Source organism: Bradyrhizobium sp. USDA 372 (assembly GCF_053629095.1).
In genome coordinates this window covers 3,150,220-3,173,483 of record NZ_JBRJHR010000001.1, presented here as the reverse complement: position 1 = coordinate 3,173,483, position 23,264 = coordinate 3,150,220, and the positions used below count along the sequence as shown (strand labels likewise).

Sequence of the window (23,264 nt, the reverse complement as noted above, 5' to 3'; positions counted from 1 at the left end):
AGTTGAGCCGGGCTGCGCGAGCGTTCCCAGCATTCACACCCCATTCATCCCGGTTCCGGTTCCATGGCAGTGTTCACGGAGAGGGACCTCACAGATGCACATTTCCAACGAAGGCCTGCTCGTCATCCTGTTCGTCGGCCTCGTCGCCGGCTGGCTCGCCGGCAAGATCGTGCGGGGGGCCGGGTTTGGCATTATCGGCGACATCGTGATCGGCATCTGCGGTGCGCTGGTGGCGAGCCTTCTGTTCCCAAAGCTTGGAATCCGCCTCGGCACCGGCCTGATCTCCGAGATCGTCTATTCCGCGATCGGCGCGGTCATCCTGCTGCTGGTGGTACGTCTGGTGCGCGGCGGGGGCCGGCTCTAGCTCCGCCTTCGGCTGAGTGGAACTCGAGCCGCACCTTTCCCGGAAGCGGCTGAAAGCCTGCAAGAAAAAGCCGCAAGCCTGTGAAATTCCGGACTTGCGCGGACGGCTGTCGGGGGTAGATGTGGCCCGTCAGGCCGCGGATTAAATTCGGCCGTGTCGGACGGCTGGAAAACAGATGTTAATCCGAGGCGAGTACTCCTTGAATCGCCTTTGAAATCAGGGCTTTGCCCTTTAGCCGAAAGAGATCAGACTGATGGCAGCCATCCCTGGCGTCCGCCGTTCGGAGCTCGGTGATGCCTTGCGCGCTTGTCGCACGGCCTTCATCGGCGTCGGCCTGATGAGCTGCATGATCAACCTGCTCTATCTGACCGGGTCGATCTTCATGCTGGAGGTCTACGACAGGGTGCTGCCGAGCCGCAGCATCCCGACCCTGGTCGGCCTGATCATCCTCGCCAGCTTCCTCTACATGGCGCAGGGCGTGCTCGACATGATCCGCAACCGCATCCTGGGGCGGATCGGCACCTCGCTCGACGAGGCTCTCAACAAGCGCGTGTTCGACACCATCGTGCGTCTGCCGCTGCTGGTCGGCAGCCGCAACGAGGGCCTGCAGCCGCTACGCGATCTCGACAATGTCCGCTCCTTCCTCGGCGGCATGGGCCCGAGCGCGTTCTTCGACCTGCCCTGGCTGCCGCTCTATCTCGCCATCTGCTTCGCCTTCCACGTCATGATCGGCGTCACCGCGCTGGTCGGCGCCGTCATCCTGGTCGGGCTGACGCTGGTGACCGAGTTCATGTCCCGCCAGCCGGCGAAGGAGGCGATGGGCCTCGCCGCCCAGCGCAACGATCTCGCCCAGGCCAGCCGCCGCAACGCCGAAGTGATGGTGTCGATGGGGATGGCCGGCCGGATGAACCAGCGCTGGAGCGAGGCCAACGAAAAATACCTCGCCGGAAATCAGCGAGCGAGCGACGTCGCCGGCGGTCTCGGCGCGGTCGCAAAGGTGCTGCGCATGATGCTGCAATCGGCCGTGCTCGCGGTCGGCGCCTATCTCGTCATCCACCAGGAGGCGACCGCCGGCATCATCATCGCCGGCTCGATCCTGTCCGCCCGGGCGCTCGCGCCGGTGGATCTTGCCATCGCGCACTGGAAATCCTTCGTCGCGGCGCGGCAGAGCTGGCATCGCCTGACGCGCCTGCTGGAGCAGATGCCGGCGCAGGCGACGCCGACCCAGTTGCAGGCGCCGACCAGCCGGCTCTCGGTCGAAGGGGTCGCCATGGTGCCGCCCGGCGATCAGCGTCTCGTGGTGCAGGATGTCACCTTCGCGCTTACCGCCGGCAACGGCCTCGGCGTGATCGGCCCGAGCGGCTCCGGCAAGTCGTCGCTGATCCGCGCGCTGGTCGGGGTCTGGCAGCCGGTGCGCGGCAAGGTGCGGCTCGACGGCGCGGCGCTCGATCAATGGTCGAGCGACGCGCTCGGCCGCCACATCGGCTATCTGCCGCAGGACGTCGAATTGTTCGGCGGCACCATCGCGCAGAACATCAGCCGGTTCGATCCCGAGGCCACCTCCGAGGCGATCATCGCCGCGGCCAAGGAGGCCGGCGTGCACGAGATGATCATCAAGATGCGCGAGGGCTATAACACCCAGGTCGGCGAGCAGGGCGCCGCGCTCTCCGCGGGACAGGCCCAGCGCGTGGCGCTGGCGCGTGCGCTCTACGGCAACCCCTTCCTGATCGTGCTCGACGAGCCCAATTCCAATCTCGACACCGAAGGCGACGAGGCGCTGACCCGCGCCGTCCGCGCGGCGCGCGAGCGCGGTGCCATCGTCGTCGTGGTGGCGCACCGGCCGATCGGCGTCGAGGCGGTCGACCAGATCCTGGTGCTGCGCGACGGCCGCATGCAGACCTTTGGCCCCAAGGAGCAGGTGCTCGCCCAGGTGCTGCAGCCGCGGGTGACGCCGCCGGCCCCGATCAAGATCGTCAGCGAAGGCGGAGTGGCCAAACCATGAGCACAAAGCCATGAGCACGATGGCCATCGGCGGCACGAAGGCGGCCGCGAAGAAGACCGTACGCGACTCCATCAAGTTTCACCTGATGCTCGGCCTCGCGATCGTGGTGGTCCTGGTGGTCGGCCTCGGCGGCTGGGCCTCGACCGTCCTGATCTCGGGCGCGCTGATCGCGCCGGGCCAGATCGTGGTCGAATCCAACGTCAAGAAGGTGCAGCATCCGACCGGCGGCGTGGTCGGCGAGGTGCGCGCCCGCGACGGCGACCTGGTCAAGTCCGGCGACATCGTCGTGCGGCTCGACGACACCGTCACCAAGGCCAACCTTGCCATCGTCACCAAGAATCTCGACGCCGCGCAGGTGCGTGCGGCGCGACTGCAAGCCGAGCAGCGCGGGCTCGACCGGATCGAATTCCCGCAAACCCTGATCGAGCGTGCGAGCGATCCCGACGTCAAGGCGTTGCTCGCCGCAGAAACCAAGCTGTTCGAGGTCCGCGTCAACGGCCGCACCGGGCAGAAGGCGCAGCTTCGCGAGCGCATCACGCAGCTCAACGAGGAAATCGCCGGTCTCAGCGCCCAGGAGAAGGCCAAGGACCAGGAGATCGCGCTGGTGCAGAACGAGCTCACCGGCGTGCGCGAGCTCTACGACAAGCGTCTGGTGCAGATCTCGCGCCTGACCCAGCTCGAGCGCGACTCGGCCCGTCTCAACGGCGAGCGCGCGCAGTACATCGCCTCGCGCGCCCAGGCCAAGGGCAAGATCACCGAGACCGAGCTGCAGATCATCCAGATCGACAAGGACGTGGTCAGCGAGGTCTCCAAGGACCTGCGCGAGACCAACGACAAGATCGGCGAGCTGATCGAGCGCAAGGTCGCGGCCGAAGACCAGCTCCGCCGCGTCGACATCCGTGCGCCGCAGGACGGCATGGTGCTGCAATCGACGGTGCACACGATCGGCGGCGTCATCACCGCCGGCGATACCTTGATGCTGATCGTGCCGCAGGCCGACGATCTCCAGGTCGAGGCCAAGGTCAATCCGGTCGACATCGACAAGCTTCAGATCGGCCAGAAGACGCTGCTGCGCCTGTCCGCGTTCAACCAGCGCACCACGCCAGAGCTCAACGGCCTCGTCAGCCGCGTCTCGCCCGACGTCACCACCGACCAGCGCACCGGCCAAGGCTATTACACCATCCGCGTATCGATGCCGGCCGAGGAGCTCGCCCGTCTCGGCGACGTCAAATTGATTCCCGGCATGCCCGTGGAAGCCTTCGTCCAAACCGGCGATCGCACCATGCTGTCCTATCTGATGAAGCCGTTTCACGACCAGCTGATGCGGGCGTTCCGCGAGAAGTGACGCGCGAAAAGCGCGTCATCTTCCCCGTCATTGCGAGCGCAGCGAAGCAATCCAGACTGTCTCCGCGGTGAGATTTCTGGATTGCTTCGCTGCGCTCGCAATGACGACTTGGCTGTCAGTTTGCTATACTGCGAGGGCAAGCAGTCTGGTAGTCTCGTAGGGTGGGCAAAGGCGCAACGCGCCGTGCCCACCATCTTTCTTACGACGCGCATATTGGTGGGCACGCTTCGCTTGCCCACCCTACGGCACCGCCTTCTTTGCTATAGTTCGACTCAAACCCAGCAACACGGCGGTCGAACCATGCAGTCCCCTCCTTCCATCGCCACCCAATCCTTCACCGAGGCGGACCTCGCCGTTGCCCGCCTCGAGGAAATCTACGAGCGCAACACGAAATTCCTGCGCGAACGTTTCGAGGCCTATGTTGGTGGTGAAGCGATCACGACGCGGGTGCGCGCCTACTATCCCTTCGTCCGTCTCACCACCGCGACGCATGCGCGGCTGGATTCGCGTCTTGCTTATGGCTTCGTCGCCGGTCCCGGCGTGCATGAAACCAGCGTGACGCGGCCGGATCTGTTCCGCAGCTATCTCACCGAGCAGATCGGCCTCTTGATCCAGAACCACGGCGTCCCCGTCGAGATCGGCGAGTCCGCCGAACCGATCCCGATCCACTTCGCCTATCGCCGCGACATCAATATCGAAGCCGCCATCACCACCAGCGAGAAGTCGCTCGTCACACGCTCGCTCCGCGATGCGTTCGACGTGCCCGATCTCGCGACCATGGACGATTCGATCGCCGACGGCACCTTCGAACTCCAGCCGGGCGCGCCGGAGCCGCTGTCCCTGTTCCGCGCCGCCCGCGTCGATTACTCGCTGCGCCGGCTTTATCACTACACCGGCACCGATCCCGAATATTTCCAGAACTTCGTCATCTTCACCAACTATCAGTTCTATGTCGACGCATTCGCGCAAGCGTGCCAGCAGCGGCTGCAGTCCGGCGAAGCCGGGCTCGATGCTTTCGTCGCGCCCGGCAACGTGATCACGACCAGCGGCGGCGCCATCAGCGGCACCGCGCCGGCTCGCGCACCGCAGATGCCGGCCTTCCACCTGGCCGCACCCGGCTATCGCGGCATCACGCTGATCAACATCGGCACTGGTCCCTCCAATGCGCGCAACGTCACCGATCACGTCGCGGTGCTGCGGCCGCATGCCTGGTTGATGCTCGGCCATTGCGCGGGCCTGCGCAACACGCAGCGCCTCGGCGACTACGTGCTCGCGCACGGCTATGTGCGCGAGGACCATGTGCTCGACCGCGAGCTGCCGCTGTGGGTGCCGATCCCGGCGCTGGCCGAGATGCAGGTCGCGCTCGAGGAGGCGGTCGAGGACGTCACCGGTCTCGAAGGCTTCGAGCTCAAGCGCCTGATGCGCACGGGCACGGTCGCGAGCGTCGACAACCGCAACTGGGAGATCTCCGGGCGGGAGGTGATCCGCCGCCTCTCGCAGTCTCGCGCGGTCGCGCTCGACATGGAATCGGCTGCGATTGCCGCCAACGGCTACCGCTTCCGCGTGCCCTACGGCACGCTGCTGTGCGTCTCCGACAAGCCACTGCACGGCGAGATCAAGCTCGCCGGAATGGCCAGTGAATTCTACCGCCGCCGCGTCGGCCAGCATCTCGAGATCGGCCTGAAGGCGCTGGAGCGGCTCAAGCAGCAGGAATCGGAACGGCTGCATTCGCGCAAGCTCCGCAGCTTTGCGGAAGTTGCATTTCAGTAAAGGGCAACAGAGCTGTCGTACGAACGCTGACGTCTCCGTGAATGCAGCGCCTGGAATATTGCCGCCAAGGCAGGGTTATCACCTCGTCCGGGGTCGCTCGAAGCAGTACAGGAGACAGACATGATCACAGCAATGATCAGACTCGTCGCGCTTGGTACGTTTGCGGCAGCATCGTTGAGCCCGCCGGCCCTTGCCGCAGGAGGCGGCGGTGGCGGAGGCGGAGGCGGAGGCGGTGGCCCCGGCACGGATCCGTTTGGCAGCACCTATTCGGATCAGAGGCCGCAGCCGACCTATCCGAAGCGCCCGGGGGCCAAGTCCACACACAAAGGCAAGAAACCGAACAACCAGTCCAGCATCGGCGATCCTGCATTCGCGGCCGGCTACCGTATGGCCTATGACACCATCTACGAGCGCAACGACTATGCTGCCGCGATCACGCAATTGAAGTCGCTTGGCCATGATGACCATCCGAACGTCGCCAACCTGATCGGTTACTCCTATCGCAAGCTCGGCGATTACGAGCAGTCCCAAGCCTGGTACGAGCGCGCATTGAAGGCCGATCCGAACCACGTGCTGACGTGGCAATATTATGGATTGTGGCAGCTCGAGCGCGGCAATCGCGAGCAAGCGCTCTATCACCTCGGTCGAATTGCGTCGATCTGCGGAACCGATTGCCAGGAGTATAGATCGCTGGCTGCGGCACTGGATCAGCCGACAGGCTCGGCGCTCGTCTACTGAGGCTGGAGCGCAGCCGGCTCAGCGAGCCGTGCTGCTGACGGGCTTCAGATGATAGCCATGTCCTTTGGTTCCGATAGTGACAGGGCGCCAGATTTTCAGCATTGTCCCGTTCGGGGGCGCGAACGGGACAATTGGATGCCGCTGACGCGCGACAAGATCATCGGCCATGATCTGGAACGGCTGGCCTTTCGCTTCACCATGCTGAACGACGGTGAGGTCGTGCAGTGCCAGATCAGCGACGCTGCAATGGACGAACTCGCGGGCATGCAGGGCACCGAAAGCAGCGCGCGTCAGGCTCAATTCCTGTCGCTGCGCGAGACCATCGAGCGGATTGCGTCGGATCTGTACGACGAGGCGCCGCGATTTCCGGGCTATGTGGTGCGGATTTTCATGCGGCATCTGCGAAGGTAGCTGTCGCGTCATATTCGGTCGTCATCGCCCGGCTTGACCGGGCGATCCAGTACTCCGAGACGGTTGTTGTTCAATCCATGGGCCCAGCGTACTGGATGCCCCGCCTTCGCGAGGCATGAGCAGTGTTGTGGTGAGCTTGTCCTGGCTAACTTCGTCCGCACAGCCAGCGTCACCCCTCCAGCTTCCTCAACAACAACTTCAGCGCCGTCGCTGCAAACACCTGCATGTTCGCGAGCCGTTCGTTGCTATCAGTCTCTAGCGTCATCACCTCTGACGCCGGTCCCGCAACTGCCATGCAGCTGTGGCCGGCGGCATCGCCATAGCGGTTGCCGCTGGGGCCGGCGGCGCCGGTTTCGGACAGGCCCCAGTCGCAGCCAAAGCGGCTGCGCATCTGCTCGGCCAGCAATTGCGCATAGGGCTCCGACGAGGACCGAAGGCCCTTCATTCCTTCGTCCGAAATATCCATCAGCACGCGCCTGGCATCGCGGGTATAGACCACCGCGCCACCAACGAAATAGGCGGATGCGCCGGGCACCGCGAGCAGGCTGGCCGCGATCAGGCCGCCGGCGGAGGATTCGGCAACCGCAATGGTCTGTTTGCGCGCGATCAATTTGGCCGCGACCTGTTCCGCAATGCCGACGAGCTCTTTCATTTCGCAACCCCTCATCCCTTCGCAACCGAGCTCAGCCTTCCTAGCATATGACAGGACGCTTGGCCGAGTTGCGGGCGACGGGCAGGCCTGCTTCAATGGCGGGGGACAAGAAGAGCATGCGAGGAAACGTGAGAAGGGAGACGTGATGGCATCCCTGATCGCCGGCGGCATCGATTGCGACGTGCATCCGGCCGTGCCACATCTGACCAGCCTGCTGCCGTACCTGAACGATTACTGGCGCGATCAGGTGACGACGCGCGGCATGGTCGACCTTATCTCGCAATCCTATCCGCAGAACTCGCCGATCACCGCGCGGCCGGACTGGCGCCCCGAGACCGGCAAGCCCGGCGAGAGTCTGGAGGCCATGCAACGCCACGTGCTCGATCCCTTCCAGATCAAGCATGCCATCTGCAATCCGCTGTATGGCGTGCAGATGGTGTTCTCCGAGGACATGCAGGCGGCCTTCTGCCGCGCGCTGAACGATTGGCTGACGAAGGAATGGCTCGATCGCGACGCCCGGCTGCGTGGCTCCATCGTGATCCCCACGCAAAGCGTCGAGAAAGCCATTGCCGAGATCGAGCGCTGCGCACAGGACAAGCGCTTCGTGCAGGTGCTGATGCTGGTGATGGGCGACACGCCGCTCGGCAAGCGCGCGCTGTGGCCGATCTACGAGGCCGCGGAACGTCTGGAACTCCCGGTCGGCATCCACGCCGGTTCCGCCTATCACAATCCACCGACCGCCGTGGGCTGGGGGTCCTATCACATCGAGGATTATGTCGGGCAGGCCCAGGCGTTCCAGACCCAGCTCACCAGCCTGATTGTCGAGGGCGTGTTCGCCAAATATCCGCGGCTGAAAATGGTGATGCTGGAGTCCGGCGTGTCCTGGATCGCGCCCTATCTCTGGCGCTTGCACAAGTTCTGGCGCGGGGTGCGGATGGAGACGCCGTGGGTCGATCGCGCACCGTTGGAGATTGTGCGCAGCAACATCCGCTTCTCGTTACAGCCATTTGATGCGCCGCCGGAACCCGAGACATTAATTCGCCTGTTTGATCATATGCAGTCGGACGAATTGGTCTTATTCTCCACGGACTATCCGCACTGGCAGTTCGACGACCAGGACGCGCTGCCCGAAGGTCTGTCCCCCGATCTCGTGCGCAAGATCATGATCGACAATCCGCATGCAACCTATCCCCGCCTGAAATGAGCCCGCTGCCAAAGGAGGCAAGGCGATGAATATCCAGTTCCGCGAGAACCAAGAAGCCGCTTCCCCACTGACCGTCAAAACCGCGATCGCGGACTGCGACATCCATCCGGCACGCGCCACCCGTACCGAGCTCTATCCCTATCTCGCCAAACGCTGGCAGCATCACCTCGAAGTCTACGGCGTCCATGCCTATCAGGGCATGATGGAAGGTCCGCCCTATCCGAAGGCCCAGCCCAACGCCTCGCGCCGCGATGCCTATCCGCCGGAAGGCGGCCCGCAGGGCTCCTCGCTCGCCTTCATGCAGAAGCAATTGCTCGATCCCAACAACGTCCAGCTCGGCGTGCTCAATCCGCTCAACACCGGGCAGGGTATCCGCAATCACGAGCTCTCGGCCGCTCTGTGCTCGGCGATCAACGACTGGCAGATCGACAAATGGACCAGCAAGGACAAGCGGCTGAAAGCCTCGATCGTCGTGGGCAATGAGGACGGGCTGTCGGCCGCAGCCGAGATCCGCGAGCGCGCCGGCGACAAGAACTTCGTGCAGGTGCTGCTGCTCAGCCGCAATGTCGAGCCGCTCGGCCAGCGCCGCTATTGGCCGATCTATCAGGCTGCGGAAGAGGCCGGCCTTCCCGTCGGCGTGCACGCCTTCGGCTTCGGTGGCAACCCGATCACGCCGTCGGGCTGGCCGTCCTACTACATCGAGGAGATGGTCGGGCATTCGCAGTGCCAGCAATCGGCGCTGGCGAGCCTGGTTTTGGAGGGCGTGTTCGAGCGCTTCCCGAAACTGAAGATGGTGATGATCGAGGCCGGCTTCGGCTGGGCGCCGTCATTGGCATGGCGGCTCGACAAGGCCTGGCAGCGGCTCAGGAGCGAGGTGCCGCATGTAAAACGACCGCCGTCGGAATATATCCGCGAGCAGGTGTGGTGGACGACGCAGCCGATGGAGGATCCTGAAAGCCGCGAGGATCTGTTCGACGTCATCAAATGGATCGGCTGGGACCGCCTGCTGTTCGCGACCGATTATCCGCATTGGGACTATGACGAGCCCTCGCGCGTCTTGCCGGCGGGCGTCAGCGAAGCCAACCGCGAGGCGTTCTATCTCGGCAATGCAAAGAAGCTATATGGAATAAATTGATGGCGCGGCATGTGATTGCCGCGGTCGACGAGCTTCCGCCGGGCACGCGAAAATTCCTGGAGATCGACGGGCGGCCGATCGCCGTCTTCAACATCAAGGGCGAATATTTCGGCCTGATGAACCGCTGCCCGCATCAGGGCGCGGCGCTGTGCGAGGGGCCACTGATCGGGCTCGCACAGTCGAGCAATCCCGGCGAGATCGAATACACCAAATTGGGTGAGATCATCCGCTGCCCCTGGCACGGCTGGGAGTTCGACATTCGCACCGGCCAGTCCTATTGCGATCCCCGCCGCTTTCGCGTCAAGGCCTATCCGGCCCATGTCGAGCCAGGCGCCAGCGTGGTGAAGGGACCGTATGTCGCCGAGACCATCCCAGTGAAAGTCGAGAGCGACTACGTTGTGGTGGAGTTGTAGGCGCCGCTCTTACCCTCCCCTGGAGGGGGAGGGTCGATCGCGCGAAGCGCGAGCGGGGTGGGGTGATCTCTCCTCACGGGCGGCTTTCGATGCGGAGGGACCGTCACCCCACCCCGGTCCGCATTCCGCTTCGCTTCATGCGCACCGACCCTCCCCCTCCAGGGGAGGGTGAAGGGAGCGCCCGGAACGACGATCAACGCCCGGCAACCGGCTCCGGCACCGCATCATAGGTCGGCACCGCCTTGCCGCCGCCGCGATACACCGTCGAGGCCGCGATGATGCCGAGCAGCGCGGCGAACATCAGCCAGAAACCGGGCGAGGCCTTGTCGCCGGTGCGCTCGATCAGCCAGGTCGAGGCGAACGGGGTGAAGGTGCCGAACAGGGCGGCGGCGAGCGCGAAGGCGAGCGAGAAGCAGGTTGTGCGCACGTGCGCCGGCACGATCTCGACCAGCGCGCCCAGCATGGTGCCGCTATAGACGCCGAAATAGAACGAGAACATCATCTCGACCGCGAGCAGCTTGCCGAAAGTCGGCGCCGCCACCAGCCAGTGCAGCGCCGGATAGGCGGTGACGAGCGACAGGCCCGCGATGGCGAGCAGCACCGGCTTGCGGCCGATGCGGTCGGACAGCGCGCCGCCGACCGGATTCCAGATGAAATTGGTGACGGCGACGAGCAACGTGACCAGCAACGCGTCCTGCGTTGATAGCTTCAGAACGGTCTTGCCGAAGGTCGGCGTGTACACCGTGACGAAGTAGAACGTCGTCGTGGTCAGGATCGCGATCATCATGCCGAGGACGACGATGCGCCAGTTGGCGAGCGCGGAGGCGAACACCTCGCGCGTCGTCGGATGCTTCCTCATGGCGAGGAAGGCCGGCGTCTCCTCCAGCGTCCGCCGCAGCACGAAGATCAGGGGAATGATCAGGCAGCCCACGAAGAAGGGAATGCGCCAGCCCCAGGCGGCGACGGTGTCGGCCGGCATCACCTCGGAAAGAATGAAGCCGAGGATCGAAGCCACGAAGATCGCGACCTGCTGGCTCGCCGATTGGAACGAGGTGTAGAAGCCGCGATTGCCGGGCGTTGCGATTTCCGCGAGATACACCGACACGCCGCCGAGTTCGACTCCGGCGGAGAAGCCTTGCAGCAGGCGGCCGATCAGCACGATGACCGGCGCGGCGATGCCGATGGTCGCATAGCTCGGGCAGAATGCGATCACCACGGTGCCGAAGGCCATGATGCCGAGCGTGACGATCAGGCCCTGGCGGCGGCCGATGCGGTCGATATAGGCCCCGAGCACGATGGCGCCGACCGGACGCATCAGGGCGCCGAGCCAGAACACGCCGAACGTGTTGAGCAGCGACGCCGTCTCGTTGGTGGACGGGAAGAACGCCTTGCCGATCGCGGCGGCATAGAAGCCGAACAGGAAGAAGTCGAACTGCTCGAGGAAATTGCCGCTCGTGGCGCGCAGGATCGCGCCGATGCGCGACTTGATGGCGGGCGAATTGGTTGAGGTGGCTGGTCCAGCCATGGCATTGCTCCCCTTCAAGACGTGGCCGGACCGGGAATCATTCACGGCAAGGCGACAGATTGATGCTGCGACAATCTGTCATACCCCTTCCCGCGCGAGAAGCGGCGAGTCAATCCGTTTTGCAGAGGAAGCTGCTGATTTTTCAGGCCTTATTTTGCGTTGCAGCAATCACCCATTGTCGGAACGCAGCCAGCTTTGGCGCCTCCCGATGGCCTTCCGGCGCGACCAGGTAGAAGCCGGCGTCCGCGGGCAGTGCGATCTTGAAGGGGACAACAAGCCGGCCCTTGGCGATATCGTCCTGCACGTAGGAGGTCCGGCCCATCGCGACGCCGATGCCGTCGATCGCGGCCTGGATGGTCATGAAGATCATGTCGAAGGTGATGCCGGGGTGCCGTGCGATGTCGGCCGGCTGGCCCGCCGCGGTCAGCCATAGCCGCCAGTCGTCGCTGTTGGTGCTCGACGTGTGCAGAAGCGGATGGTTGCGCAAATCCTCGGGCCGGCGCAGCGGCTTGTCGCCGCGCAGCAGCGAGGGGCTGCACACCGGAAACAATTCGTCGGCCATCAGCCAGTCGGCACGCAGGCCCGGCCACTGGCCGCGGCCATAGCGGATCGCGGCATCGACATTGTCGCGCTGGAAGTCGACGAGGCTGGTCGAGGTGGTGATGCGCACGTCGATGCCGGGATGCTGCTCCTGGAAGTCGGTCAGCCGCGGCAGCAGCCATTTGGCCGCGAGCGAGGCCAGCGTCGACACCGTCAGCACCTTGTCGTCGTCCTTGCGCAAGAGACGGTCGGTGGCGAGGCGCAAATCGTTGAAGGCGGCGCGGACGCCCGGGAGATAGTCGCGCGCCTCCGGCGTCAACGCCAACGCCCGGTTCTGCCGGATGAACAGCCGGATGCCGAGCTCCTCCTCCAGCCTGCGGATCTGATGGCTGATCGCGGTCTGGGTCACGTTCAGCTCGCTGGCTGCGAGCGTGAAGCTGAGATGGCGTGCGGCGGCCTCGAACGCCCGCAATCCGTTCAGGGAGGGCAATCTGGCAGTCATTTGGCAGCAGGATACATGACGTTATTTCATGCGAAAAGGTACAAATTGTCGTTTGTCGCGGCGCAACAGGAGGCAGATATTAGCGGTCAACGTAGCTCCAGGAGCTGAAAATGTCTACATTGACCGACAACTCGATGACAAATCATCATGCGCACGGCGTCTTCTACCAAATCGGCGAGATCCTTCACGTCTGGCACGAACGCTACCGGACCCGGCGCGAGCTGACCAACTGGACTGCCCGCGACCTCCACGACGTCGGGCTGTCCTGGTCCGACATCGCCTACGAGGCCGATAAACCCTTCTGGCGGGCCTGATAGGCCGCCAGGCCGGCGCCGCCTGAGCACAGGGGCGCCGGCGGTCCCTTTCCGCAGGGCATGCGTCATGAGCACCCTTCGCCTCGAAGACCTCAAGCAATATTCGGACGTGCTGCGCGCAAGGCACGGTGAGCGGCTCAATGTCCGCTTCGTCGAGCCGCGCGACACCGACGAGCTCCAGCACTATTTCCGCTCGCTCTCGACCCGCTCCCGCTACAACCGCTTCTTCGGCGCGATCAGCGAATTGCCGAAGGGCCTGCTGCACGATTTCCTCGAGATCGGCGAGCGCGATCGCTTCACCGTCGTGGCGACGATGACGGTCGACGGCTTCGAGACCATCGTGGCGGAAGCGCGCTACGCCTTCCATGCCGAGACCGCGGCGCTCGAGTTCGGCCTCTCGGTCGACGACCGCTGGCAGGGCCACGGCATCGCCACCGCGCTGATGAAGAACCTCGAATGCCGCGCCGCCGCGCTTCGAGCCGAGCACATGTTCGGCGACACGCTGCGCTCCAACGAGACCATGGTCTCGCTCGCGCGCAAATCCGGCTTCACGTTCGTCAACCATCCTGATGATTGGAAGCTGGTGCGCTTCGACAAGGTGATCAACCTCGCGCCGCAGGACATTCCCTGTGCGAGCTGGCGCCTCGCCGCCCTTTCCCGTCAGGCCGACAGCCCCTCAGCCTCGGCCTGACATGACTGCAGCCCGGCCTGGCCAAGCCAGAGCCGGGCATTTTTTTGTGCCGCTTACTTCCCCGTAAAAACCGCCTTGCGCTTCTCGATGAAGGCCTGCACCGCCTCCTTGTGGTCGGCGGTCGTGGTGAGGCGGACCAGCCGTTCGGCTTCGTGGTCGCGCGCGGTTTCGAAGTCGAACAGCAGGGCCTCGTCGAGATTGTCCTTCATGTAGCGCAGCGCGAGGCGCGGGCCTTCGGCCAGCGATCTGGCCAGCGCGAACGCCTCGGTCTGCAATTTGTCGTCGGGCACGACGTGGTTGACGAGGCCGATCGCTTCGGCGCGCGCGGCATCGACGCGGTCGCCGGTGAACATCAATTCGCGCGCCCGCGCGGTGCCGACCAGCCGAGTAAGCAGCCAGGCGATGCCGTAATCGCCGCTGAGCGCGATGCGGGCATAGCCGGTGGCGACGAAGGCGGATTGCGCGGCGATGCGGATGTCGCAGGCCATGGCGATGGCAAGCCCGGCACCGACCGCAGGACCGGGCAGGGCGGCGATGGTCGGCTTGCGCACCGACACCAGCGCGCCCGTCAGCAGCCGCTGCCGCTCCTGCAGGTCGGCGATGCGATCGTCCAGCGACATCTCCAGCTTTTTGGGATCGCGATGCGCGCCCATGCCCTTGACGTTGCCGCCGGCGCAGAAGGCTTCGCCCGCGCCGGTGAGCAGCAGCGCGCCAACGTTCGGATCCTCTGCGCAGGTCCGGATCATGCTGCGCAGCGCCGGCGTCAGCGCATCCGACAGCGAATTGCGCGCCTCCGGCCGGTTCAGCGTGATGACAGCGACACGGTCGCGGATCGCGCAAAGGAGCTCACTGGTACCGGTGTCGATGGTGGTTTCCGTGGTCATGTCGCCTCCCTCTCTATCGTCATTGCGAGCGAAGCCAAGCAATCCAGAATCCTTCTGTGGAAGCAGTCTGGATTGCTTCGTCGCTTCGCTCCTCGCAATGACGGGTGTTGTTGCTAGCTTGCTTCAAAACCTCTCCACCCAGGGCCGCAGCTCCAGCTCCCAGCTCCAGGCGCTGCGCGGCTGCTGCAGCACGTTCCAATAGCTCAGCGCGATCGCGTCGGGATCGAGCATCGAATCCGGCTTATCCGCCGGCTCGCTTCGCGCCGCGCTCCTGATGCCGCCATCGATGACGAAATGCGCGACATGGATGCCCTGCGGCGACAATTCGCGCGCCATGCTCTGCGCAAGGCCCCGCAGCGCGAACTTGCCCATCGCGAAGGGAGCGGACTGCGCATAGCCCTTGACGCTGGCGGAGGCGCCGGTGAACAGGATCGCGCCGTGCTGGTTTGGCAGCATGCGCTTGGCCGCCTGCTGCGCCACCAGGAAGCCGCCATAGGCGCTGACCGCGATCGCCTGCGCGACGTCGGCGGGAACGAGGTCGACGAACGGTCCGCGCGTGCGGCCGGAGGCATTGTAGACGACGAGGTCGGGCGTGCCGATCTCGCGCTCGACCAGGCCGAACAGCCGCTCCACCTCGTCGGGCTCGGTGGCGTTGCAGGCATAGGCTTTGGCCCCGGTCTCGGTGCAGAGCGCGCCAAGCTTCTCGATCTTGCGTGCGGCGAGCGCGAGGCGGATGCCCTGCGCCGCAAGCAGGCGCGCCAGCGATGCGCTGAGGCCTTCGCCGGCACCGACGATGAGGGCGATCTTGTATTTCGGATGTTCCATGGCGTGATCTCTCGCAGACAGGAGCCGTTGATCTAGGCACGGTCCGTGCGGACAACCAGCCGGCGCGGCCACAATTCCGCAGGGCGAATTGCTCCCGCGCGGCGATCATGCCGCCCTGATATTTTGCGGCTTTATCGCTGTCCGCGACGGGAGCATGATCGACATCATCCAAAGCGGCAAGCGCAAAGAATTGCCGTGGGACGGAAACGAAGAGGACGATCATGCCCGGACCGGTCACAGCGCAGCCAAAAGATATCGCGGCCGCACCATCCGGCCTGCTGGCGCCCGATACATCAGGCATGAATTTCTACCGCGCCGATCCCGCGCTGACGGACCTGCTCCGCATTCATCTGCCGGAGAATCTGTTCCGCCACATCGAGCCGCATCTCGATCGCCTCGGCGAGCTCGCCGGCGGCCATCTCGATGAATGCGCGCGGCTTGCCGACCGCCACACGCCCATCCTGCACCAGCGCGACAAGTTCGGCCGCGACGTGCAATGGATCGAATATCACCCGGCCTATCGCGAGCTGGAGAACGCCGCGTTCGGCCAGTTCGGCATCCACGCGCTCTCGATCGCCAAGGGCATCATGGGCTGGCCGGACAAATACCCTGTTGTCGCCAAGCATGCCTTCACCTTCCTGTTCAACCAGACCGAATTCGGCATGGGCTGCCCGATCAACGTCACCGACGGCTGCGCCAAGCTCCTGGCGAATTTCGGCAGCGAGGCGCTGAAGGCGAAATATCTCGACGGCCTGACCTCGACCGACATGAGCAAGCTGACGCAGGGCGGCCAGTTCATGACCGAGAAGGAAGGCGGCTCCGACGTCGGCACGCTGACCACGCGCGCGGTGCAGGAGGGCGACCATTGGCGCCTCTATGGCGAGAAATGGTTCTGCTCGAATGCCGATGCGAAAGTCGTGATGCTGCTGGCGCGGCCCGAAGGTGCCGGGCCCGGCACGCGCGGCGTCGGCCTGTTCCTGATGCCGCGCTTCCTCGACGACGGCACGCAGAACCACTACCGGATCGTGCGCCTCAAGGACAAGCTCGGCACGCGCTCGATGGCCTCGGGCGAGATCAAGCTCGAAGGTGCGATCGCCTACGCCGTCGGCAAGCTCGACCGCGGTTTCGTGCAGATGGCCGAGATGGTGAACTCCTCGCGGCTCTCCAACGGCGTCAAGTCCACCGCGCTGATGCGCCGCGCCTATCATGACGCGATGACGGTGGCGAAGAGCCGCGTCGTGTTCGGCCAGCGCATCATCGATCTGCCGCTGGGCCGGCGGCAGATGCTGAAGATCATGCTGCCGGTGGAGCAGGGCCTGTCGATGAGCTTCCTCACGGCGGATGCGCTCGACCGTGCCGAGGCCGGCAGCCAGGACGCCGCGGCGCTGCTGCGCATTCTCACGCCGACGCTCAAATTCCGCGCCACGCGCGATGCACGAAAGGTCTGCGGCGATGCGCTCGAGATGCGCGGCGGCATCGGCTATATCGAGGAATTCGCCACCGCCCGCCTGCTGCGCGATGCGCATCTCGGCTCGGTCTGGGAAGGCACCGGCAACATCGTCGCGATCGATGCGCTGCGGCGGGCGGTCGGTCGTCACGGCGCTGAGGCCGCACTCGCGGCCGATCTGCACGCCCGGCTCGACGACAGCGCCTCGGTGCCGCAGGCCTGGCGAGATCATCTGCGTGGCCTCACCGACCGCGCCGTCGGCTTCGCGCGCGAAGTCGCGGCCAAGTCTGAAAACGAGGCCGATGCGCGCCGCGCCACCAGCGTGCTCTATCACGTCGCCAGCGCAGTGGCCCTCGCCTGGGAAGCACACCGCATCCACGACATGCGCGGCGATGCGCGCCGGCTGCTGCTGTCGCGCCTCGTGATCGACCATCGCGTGACGCCGAACGATCCGTTCCGGCTGACGGAAAATGCCGCGCAAGCGAAGATCGCCGAACTTCTGCTCGGCGATCGCGCAGCCAGCATGAGCGAGGTTGGCGAACTGGTTCTGGCGGCGTAGGCTAACTGTGGCAGCGAGCGCAGTTCACCTCTCCCGTAGGGAGAGGTCGGATCGCGTAAGCGATCCGGGTGAGGGATTACGCGCTCACGTGAGACCCGAACCCCTCACCCGGAATCGCATCTTCGATGCGCTTCCGACCTCTCCCTTCGGGAGAGGTGCAGAGTCGACGACGAGTGAAACAAAAACAACGAGGAAACACCGATGAAGGCCGCCGTCCTCTATGAAGTCAACCAGCCGCTCGTCATCGAGGACATCAGCCTGCCGAAGCCCGGACCGCGCGAGGTGCTGATCCGCACCGCGGTCGCCGGGCTCTGCCACTCCGATCTGCACTTCATGGAAGGGCTCTATCCGCATCCGCTGCCTGCGGTGCTCGGGCACGAGTCCGCCGGCGTGGTCGAGCAGGTCGGCTCCGACGTCACCTATGTCAAGCCGGGCGACCACGTCGTCACGTGTCTCTCCGTCTTCTGCGGCACCTGCGACAATTGCAGCACCGGCCGCACCGTGCTCTGCACCGACGCGACGGTGAAGATGCTGCCGGGCGTCTCCAACCGCATGCAATGGTCGAAGCCGGAGAAGCTGCACCAATTTCTCAATCTCTCCTCCTTCGCCGAGCAGATGCTGGTGCACGAGAACGCCATCGTGAAGATCCGCAGGGACATGCCGCTCGATCTCGCCGCGCTGATCGGCTGCGGCGTCATCACCGGCTATGGTGCGGTGGTGAACACCGCGAAGGTGACGGCCGGCGAGACCGTCGCCGTGATCGGCTGCGGCGGCGTCGGCATGGCCGCGATCAACGGCGCGCAGATCGCCGGCGCCGGCCGTATCATCGCCATCGACACCAATCCGGCAAAACTCCAGCTCGCGACCAAGCTGGGCGCGACCGACATCATCAACCCGGCCGACGGCGATGTCGTGAAGCAAGTCCGCGACCTCACCAATGGCGGCGTACACCATTCCTTCGAGGTGCTCGGCCGCAAGGAGACTGCCGAGCAGGCGTTCGGCATGCTCGCCTCCGGCGGCACCGCCACGATCGTCGGCATGATCCCGTTCGGCCAGAAGATCGAGCTGCACGGCTTCGACTTCCTGCGCGAGCGCAAGATCCAGGGCTCCTCGATGGGCTCGAACCATTTCCGCGTGGACATGCCGCGCCTGGTCGATTTCTACCTGCGTGGCCGGCTGCATCTGGAGGACTGGATCTCGGCCAAGCTGAGGCTGAGTGAGATCAACGAAGGCTTTGCCAACATGAAAGCCGGCAAGACGCTGCGCAGCGTGATCGTGTTCGATAGTTGATCCAAAATGACGGTGTCATCGCCCGCGAAGGCGGGCGATCCAGTACGCCGCGGCGGTCGTTCGTCCGCCCAACTGCCGCCGCGGCGTACTGGATGCCCCGGTCGAGCCGGGGCATCCAGCGGAGAGTGTGTGGTCAGTGTGCCTTCTTCACCGCGACACGTGCGCCGACACTGCCAGCCACGTTCCGTTCGTCTTTGCCCAGCAATCGGTGTATCGCCCGCTCGCCTGCTGACCGTCCGCCGTCGTGTAACTTGTCGCGGCGTGGATGATCGCGAAGTCGCCCATGATGCGGATCTTGACGTCGTGTGCATGCAAATTGCGGATCGCGATCGGCCGCGCCGTCTGCTCCAGGAAGGCGGCGCGGTCGACCAGCGTCTTGTCGGGATTGGAGCAATAGAACTCCGGCGCCAGGATCTCGTCGAAGCGCTTGACGTCGCAGTTCTGCACGGCGGCGACGTAGTCGCGATTGAGTGCGGAGAGCTGCTCGAGATCCTGGCTCATGGTGCTTCCTCCCCGTCATTCCAGGGCGCGCGGAGCGCGAACCTGGAATCTCGATGGTATCTTACTCCGTCATTGCGAGCGAAGCGAAGCAATCCAGAAATGTCTCCGCGGACGCAGTCTGGATTGCTTCGTCGCAAGAGCTCCTCGCAATGACGGGAAGGACTAATCACCAAATAATGGCGGCGGCACGAAGCCGCCGAACTCCCGCTCGATCAGCTCGGCGAGCTTGAGCGGCGTCCTGTCCTCGAGGAAGGGACCGACGATCTGCACGCCGACGGGCAGGCCGCCTTTCGACAGGCCGAGCGGAACCGCCGTCGCAGGCAAGCCCGGAAGCGTTGCGATGCCCGGCCAGGCGAGCTGGTCGGAATAGGGGTAATCCTTGCCGTCGATGCTGATCGTTCGCAGGCGCTGCTCCGGCGAGTGATCGTGCGGAAAGGCCGGCGTCGGCATGATCGGGCAGATCACGGCGTCGAAGCTCTTGAATAGTGCCCGCCATTGCGCGCGGAGGCCAGCGCGGCTACCCGCATCGAGCACCCAGGCGCGATGGCTCGCGGTGATGCCGCGCAGTCGCTCGGCGCCGAGGCTCGTGTCCTCCGGCGAGAGTTGGCTTGCCCCTGCCTGCGCATCCGCCAGTTCGTCGGGAGGTAAGAACGCGCCGAGGAAGCCCAGCAGCATGCGCATGTAGAGCCGCGACGTCTCCGCGAAGTCCGGAAGCCGCGCGCTCTCGCGTGCAACGGTGACGCCGGCCTTCGCAAGATCGGTTGCAAGCTTGTCGATCGCGCCGCGGACATCCTTGTCGCTCGGCAGCAGCGGATGGCTGTCGATCACCAGGACACGAAAATCCCGCAGCGATTGATGCCGTGCGGCAGGCAAGTCGAGCTTGTAGGCGATCCCCCCGTCGAGCGGATCGGGTCCCGCCATGACGTCGAGCAGCAAGGACAGGTCCGCCGCCGTGCGCGCCATCGGTCCGATGACGGCGAGGTCGCCCTCGCGCGGAATCGCTGGAAACGGCGGCGGGGTCTCGCCGCGCGCCGCGCAGAGATTGATGGTCGGCTTGTGGGCGAAGACGCCGCAATGAAATGCCGGCGCACGCAGGGAGCCGCCGATGTCGGATCCGGTGGCGAGCGCGCAATAGCCTGCGGCGAGGGCTGCCGCCGATCCACCGGACGAACCGCCCGGCGTGCGGCCGAGATCGTAGGGGTTGTTGGTGGTGCCGTAGATGTCGTTGTAGCTCTGCCAGTCGCCGAGCCCGACCGGCACGTTGGTCTTGCCGAGGATCACGCCGCCGGCCTGCTTGATGCGGGCCACCGCTAGCGCGTCTTCCACGGGCTTGAAGTCCTTCTGCGGCACGAATCCCCAGGTCGTCGGCAGGCCGGCGATGTTGAAGGATTCCTTGATTGTCGTGGGCAGGCCGAGCAGCGGCTTGCGCTCGCCGCGCGCCAGCGCCGCATCCGCTTCGCGCGCCGCGACGAGCGCGCGATCGAAATCGCGCACGCACACCGCGTTGATGCTGCCGTCGTGCCGGTCGATACGCGCGATCGCATCCTGCGTGATCTCGACCGCCGAGACCTTCTTCGCATTCAATGCGGCCGACAATTCGACCGCGCTCTTGAAACTCCATTCCGATCCGGCCACGCGCTTCTCCCGCTCTGGTTGTTCGAGGATGATGCGCAGTTTGGCCCAACCTCGCAACGTCTGTTTGATCGAGATTGATATGCTGCTAGCCCTTAGCGGCACGGCCAACACCAAGTCGGTGTCATCGCCCGGCTTGACCGGGCGATCCAGTACTCCGCGGCGCCAGTTGTGTGAGTGAACTGCCGCCGCGGAATACTGGATGCCCCGGTCAAGCCGGGGCATGACAGCGAATGTGATGCGAACTACGCCGCCCCGATCACGATCCCCACCGCCAGCACGATGGCGCCGCCGAGCACGATCTGGAACACGGCCTGGAGGAACGGCGTGTCCATGTAGCGCGAGCGGATGAAGGCGATCGCCCACAATTCGAAGAATACGACGACGCAGGCGATCGCCGTCGCGATCCAGAACGCATTGGCCCAGCTGTCGGGCACCAGATAAGGCGCGGTGTGGCCGAGCCCGCCGAGCGTCGTCATCGCGCCGCAGGTGATGCCGCGCAGCCAGGGCGAGCCGCGCCCCGTCAGCGAGCCGTCGTCGGACAGCGCTTCCGCAAACCCCATGCTGATTCCGGCCCCGATCGAGGCGGCAAGGCCGACCAGGAATGTCTGCCAGTTCTGGTGCGTGGCGAACGCCGCCGCAAACAGCGGTGCCAGCGTCGAGACCGATCCGTCCATCAAGCCGGCGAGGCCCGGCTGCACATATTGCAGCACGAACATGCGCCGGCGCGTGCGGTCCTCCTCGGCGCGCACGTCGGGCTTCAGGATCTCGTCGGTCAGCCTCGCCGCGGTGTGCTCGTGGCTCTTCTCGGCCTCGGCGAGATCGCCGAGCAGCCGGCGTACGTTGACGTCCTCGGCCTGCTCGGCGGCCTTGGCATAGAAGCGCTCGGCCTCGAGCTCCATGGTCTCGACTTCCCGGCGGATCGTGTCGAGCGGCAGGTTCTTGGTCAGCCAGATCGGGCGGCGGCGCAGGAAACCCTTGACGTCCTCGCGGCGGATCGGCGGCAGGTGCTGCCCGAAGCGCTGCTCGTACAATTCCAGCAGCATGTGGCGATGGCCGCGCTCCTCCTCGGCCATCTGCTCGAACAGTTTTGCCGAGTCCGGATAGCGCTCCTTCAGATCCTCGGCGAAGGTCATGTAGATGCGGCTGTCCTCCTCCTCGGAGGAGATCGCGACCGCCAGCACCTCGCGCTCAGTCAGATCGGCAAAAGTCTTCACGGCGGCCCTGTCACTATAGTTTAGAATAGTTCTAAACTATAGGGCGCTGCCGGTTCCGGGTCAAATCAGGCCGTGTGGGCCTTTGCGAGGAAGTCGAGCAGCAGCCGGCTCACCGCGGCCGGCTGCTCCTGTTGCACCCAATGGCCGGCGCCGTCGACGAGATGGCAGCCGAGCATCTTGGTGCAGCCGCGGCCCTGCATCGCCTCGAATACGCCCGGCCGCTGATAAGTGCCCCAATCCTGCTTGCCCGAGATGAAGCAGGAGGGCACGTCGATGCTGCGGCCGGCAAACAATTGCATCTCGTTGTTGAGCATGCCCGACGTGCCGTAGCGGTACCATTGCAGCCCCCCCTGAAATCCTGTGCGGCTGTATTCGGCGCTGTAATAGGTGAGGTCGCTGTCCGGCAGCCATAGGTTCGCGGCGATTGCGGCGGGCGAGGGCATCTCCTTCGCGACCGTCTCCGCCATGGTCTCGTGCAAGTCCATCACGTAATAGGTCGGCAGCTTCGCCAGCTCCTGCGCCGACCATGCTTGCAGCGGATAGGGCTTGTTGTCGGTCCAGTCCGCGCTCTTGTGATGATAATAGGCACGCAGGAAATCATGCACGCCTTGCGGCGCGTGCTGCATGTCGGCGTTGGCCGGACGGGTCGCGTAGTACCATTGATAGTGCTTGCGCGGCCGCGGCAGCGCGGCGAGCTCGCGATGCACGGGGTCTTCCTCCGCGGGCTTTGCCGGATTGTCGACGGTGCCGAACGGCAACGGCGGCGGTCCGCCGAACGGCGCGCTCATCAGCGTCACCGAGCGAAACACGTCGGGCCGGATCAAGGCGCACCAGGCCGCAACCGGGCTGCCGAAATCGTGCCCGGCGAGATCGACCTGCCTGTAACCGAACGCCGACACCAGGCCGAGCGCATCGCGCACGAGATTGAAGAGCGAGAACGGCGCGAGATCGTCGCCATGCTCCGCGCTCCATCCCGTCGTGCGCCCATAGCCGCGCTGGTCCGGTGCGATCACGTGGTAGCCGGCCGCGGCGAGTGTCGGCATCACCTTGCGCCAGGAGAAGGCGAGTTCGGGAAAGCCGTGCAGCAGCAGGATGCAGGGCCGGCCCTTGGTCTCGAAGCCGGCCTCCAACACATGCATCCGCAAGCCGTTGATGCCGTCGACGTAGCGCGAGCGGATCCCGGCGGGGAGGGGGATGTCGGGGAGTGCGGTCATGGTATTCTCCACACGGGCAGTACCGTAGGGTGGGCAAAGGCGCAAAGCGCCGTGCCCACCATTCTTCAACGCTAGACTCCGTGGGCACG

22 protein-coding genes are annotated in these 23,264 nt (G+C 65.0%); 13 read left to right on the top strand and 9 right to left on the bottom strand.

Annotated features, from left to right (window positions below; translation table 11 throughout):
• Positions 1 to 94 precede the first annotated feature (94 nt).
• From AB7M16_RS15110 to AB7M16_RS15085, 6 genes are all read left to right on the top strand, one after another.
• Positions 95 to 364 carry a GlsB/YeaQ/YmgE family stress response membrane protein gene (locus AB7M16_RS15110; protein WP_025033652.1) on the top strand — a complete coding sequence of 90 codons (270 nt, stop codon included), beginning with the start codon at positions 95 to 97 and terminating at the stop codon, positions 362 to 364.
• A 253-nt stretch (positions 365 to 617) separates the two neighbouring features.
• Entirely contained in the window at positions 618 to 2,366 is a 1,749-nt protein-coding gene (locus AB7M16_RS15105; RefSeq protein ID WP_260381095.1) for a type I secretion system permease/ATPase, read from the top strand.
• Between the two features lie 10 nt (positions 2,367 to 2,376).
• A complete protein-coding gene (locus tag AB7M16_RS15100) occupies positions 2,377 to 3,711 on the top strand; it encodes an HlyD family type I secretion periplasmic adaptor subunit (RefSeq protein WP_172787024.1) in 1,335 nt (444 codons plus the stop codon).
• A gap of 300 nt (positions 3,712 to 4,011) precedes the next feature.
• Positions 4,012 to 5,481: an AMP nucleosidase gene (locus tag AB7M16_RS15095; RefSeq protein WP_172787025.1), complete on the top strand. Its 1,470-nt coding sequence runs from the start codon at positions 4,012 to 4,014 to the stop codon at positions 5,479 to 5,481.
• Between the two features lie 120 nt (positions 5,482 to 5,601).
• Entirely contained in the window at positions 5,602 to 6,219 is a 618-nt protein-coding gene (locus AB7M16_RS15090; protein ID WP_453944351.1) for a tetratricopeptide repeat protein, read from the top strand.
• Positions 6,220 to 6,354: 135 nt separating this feature from the next.
• Entirely contained in the window at positions 6,355 to 6,630 is a 276-nt protein-coding gene (locus AB7M16_RS15085) for a DUF1488 family protein (protein ID WP_172787027.1), read from the top strand.
• Positions 6,631 to 6,799: 169 nt separating this feature from the next.
• On the opposite strand, the gene AB7M16_RS15080 is transcribed toward AB7M16_RS15085, so the two are convergent.
• Complete coding sequence (locus tag AB7M16_RS15080) at positions 6,800 to 7,282, bottom strand: CinA family protein (RefSeq protein ID WP_453944350.1); 483 nt, start codon at positions 7,280 to 7,282, stop codon at positions 6,800 to 6,802.
• Positions 7,283 to 7,427: 145 nt separating this feature from the next.
• On the opposite strand from AB7M16_RS15080, the gene AB7M16_RS15075 reads away from it, so the two are divergent.
• Genes AB7M16_RS15075 through AB7M16_RS15065 form a run of 3 tightly spaced genes read left to right on the top strand, consistent with a single transcriptional unit; the run spans position 7,428 to position 10,034 of the window.
• The gene (locus AB7M16_RS15075; protein WP_453944349.1) at positions 7,428 to 8,486 is read left to right on the top strand and encodes an amidohydrolase family protein; all 1,059 of its coding nucleotides are present in this window, start codon (positions 7,428 to 7,430) and stop codon (positions 8,484 to 8,486) included.
• Positions 8,487 to 8,511: 25 nt separating this feature from the next.
• Positions 8,512 to 9,621 carry an amidohydrolase family protein gene (locus AB7M16_RS15070; protein ID WP_260381092.1) on the top strand — a complete coding sequence of 370 codons (1,110 nt, stop codon included), beginning with the start codon at positions 8,512 to 8,514 and terminating at the stop codon, positions 9,619 to 9,621.
• The gene (locus tag AB7M16_RS15065) at positions 9,621 to 10,034 is read left to right on the top strand and encodes a Rieske (2Fe-2S) protein (RefSeq protein ID WP_036040510.1); all 414 of its coding nucleotides are present in this window, start codon (positions 9,621 to 9,623) and stop codon (positions 10,032 to 10,034) included. Before AB7M16_RS15070 ends, AB7M16_RS15065 begins: the two co-directional genes overlap by 1 nt.
• A 193-nt stretch (positions 10,035 to 10,227) precedes the next feature.
• Here the strand turns inward: AB7M16_RS15065 and tcuC are convergent, their stop codons facing one another.
• On the bottom strand, positions 10,228 to 11,559 hold the full coding sequence (tcuC, locus tag AB7M16_RS15060) for a tricarballylate/proton symporter TcuC (protein ID WP_453944348.1): 1,332 nt from the start codon (positions 11,557 to 11,559) through the stop codon (positions 10,228 to 10,230).
• Positions 11,560 to 11,701: 142 nt separating this feature from the next.
• Complete coding sequence (locus AB7M16_RS15055; protein ID WP_439364744.1) at positions 11,702 to 12,601, bottom strand: transcriptional regulator GcvA; 900 nt, start codon at positions 12,599 to 12,601, stop codon at positions 11,702 to 11,704.
• A gap of 110 nt (positions 12,602 to 12,711) precedes the next feature.
• Here AB7M16_RS15055 and AB7M16_RS15050 point away from each other — a divergent pair, with 110 nt between their 5' ends.
• Complete coding sequence (locus tag AB7M16_RS15050) at positions 12,712 to 12,915, top strand: DUF1127 domain-containing protein (RefSeq protein WP_172787032.1); 204 nt, start codon at positions 12,712 to 12,714, stop codon at positions 12,913 to 12,915.
• Between the two features lie 67 nt (positions 12,916 to 12,982).
• A complete protein-coding gene (locus AB7M16_RS15045) occupies positions 12,983 to 13,606 on the top strand; it encodes an N-acetyltransferase family protein (RefSeq protein ID WP_453944347.1) in 624 nt (207 codons plus the stop codon).
• 53 nt (positions 13,607 to 13,659) lie between these two features.
• Here the strand turns inward: AB7M16_RS15045 and AB7M16_RS15040 are convergent, their stop codons facing one another.
• Together AB7M16_RS15040 and AB7M16_RS15035 are read right to left on the bottom strand one after the other, a co-directional pair.
• Positions 13,660 to 14,490, bottom strand: coding sequence for an enoyl-CoA hydratase (locus AB7M16_RS15040; RefSeq protein ID WP_453944346.1), 831 nt, complete (start codon positions 14,488 to 14,490; stop codon positions 13,660 to 13,662).
• A gap of 123 nt (positions 14,491 to 14,613) precedes the next feature.
• Positions 14,614 to 15,315, bottom strand: coding sequence for an SDR family NAD(P)-dependent oxidoreductase (locus AB7M16_RS15035; protein ID WP_453944345.1), 702 nt, complete (start codon positions 15,313 to 15,315; stop codon positions 14,614 to 14,616).
• A gap of 221 nt (positions 15,316 to 15,536) precedes the next feature.
• On the opposite strand from AB7M16_RS15035, the gene AB7M16_RS15030 reads away from it, so the two are divergent.
• Positions 15,537 to 17,321 (top strand): acyl-CoA dehydrogenase family protein, encoded by a 1,785-nt coding sequence (locus AB7M16_RS15030; RefSeq protein WP_453944344.1) that lies wholly within the window; start codon positions 15,537 to 15,539, stop codon positions 17,319 to 17,321.
• A 201-nt stretch (positions 17,322 to 17,522) separates the two neighbouring features.
• On the top strand, positions 17,523 to 18,611 hold the full coding sequence (locus AB7M16_RS15025) for a Zn-dependent alcohol dehydrogenase (protein ID WP_453944343.1): 1,089 nt from the start codon (positions 17,523 to 17,525) through the stop codon (positions 18,609 to 18,611).
• Positions 18,612 to 18,758: 147 nt separating this feature from the next.
• On the opposite strand, the gene AB7M16_RS15020 is transcribed toward AB7M16_RS15025, so the two are convergent.
• The 4 genes from AB7M16_RS15020 to AB7M16_RS15005 all read right to left on the bottom strand — a co-directional run bounded on the left by AB7M16_RS15020 (position 18,759) and on the right by AB7M16_RS15005 (position 23,175).
• Entirely contained in the window at positions 18,759 to 19,112 is a 354-nt protein-coding gene (locus AB7M16_RS15020) for a nuclear transport factor 2 family protein (RefSeq protein ID WP_453944342.1), read from the bottom strand.
• 162 nt (positions 19,113 to 19,274) lie between these two features.
• On the bottom strand, positions 19,275 to 20,747 hold the full coding sequence (locus AB7M16_RS15015) for an amidase (RefSeq protein ID WP_453944341.1): 1,473 nt from the start codon (positions 20,745 to 20,747) through the stop codon (positions 19,275 to 19,277).
• 242 nt (positions 20,748 to 20,989) lie between these two features.
• Complete coding sequence (gene mbfA / locus AB7M16_RS15010) at positions 20,990 to 21,961, bottom strand: iron exporter MbfA (RefSeq protein WP_172787040.1); 972 nt, start codon at positions 21,959 to 21,961, stop codon at positions 20,990 to 20,992.
• 65 nt (positions 21,962 to 22,026) lie between these two features.
• The gene (locus AB7M16_RS15005; protein WP_453944340.1) at positions 22,027 to 23,175 is read right to left on the bottom strand and encodes an alpha/beta fold hydrolase; all 1,149 of its coding nucleotides are present in this window, start codon (positions 23,173 to 23,175) and stop codon (positions 22,027 to 22,029) included.
• Positions 23,176 to 23,264 lie beyond the last annotated feature (89 nt).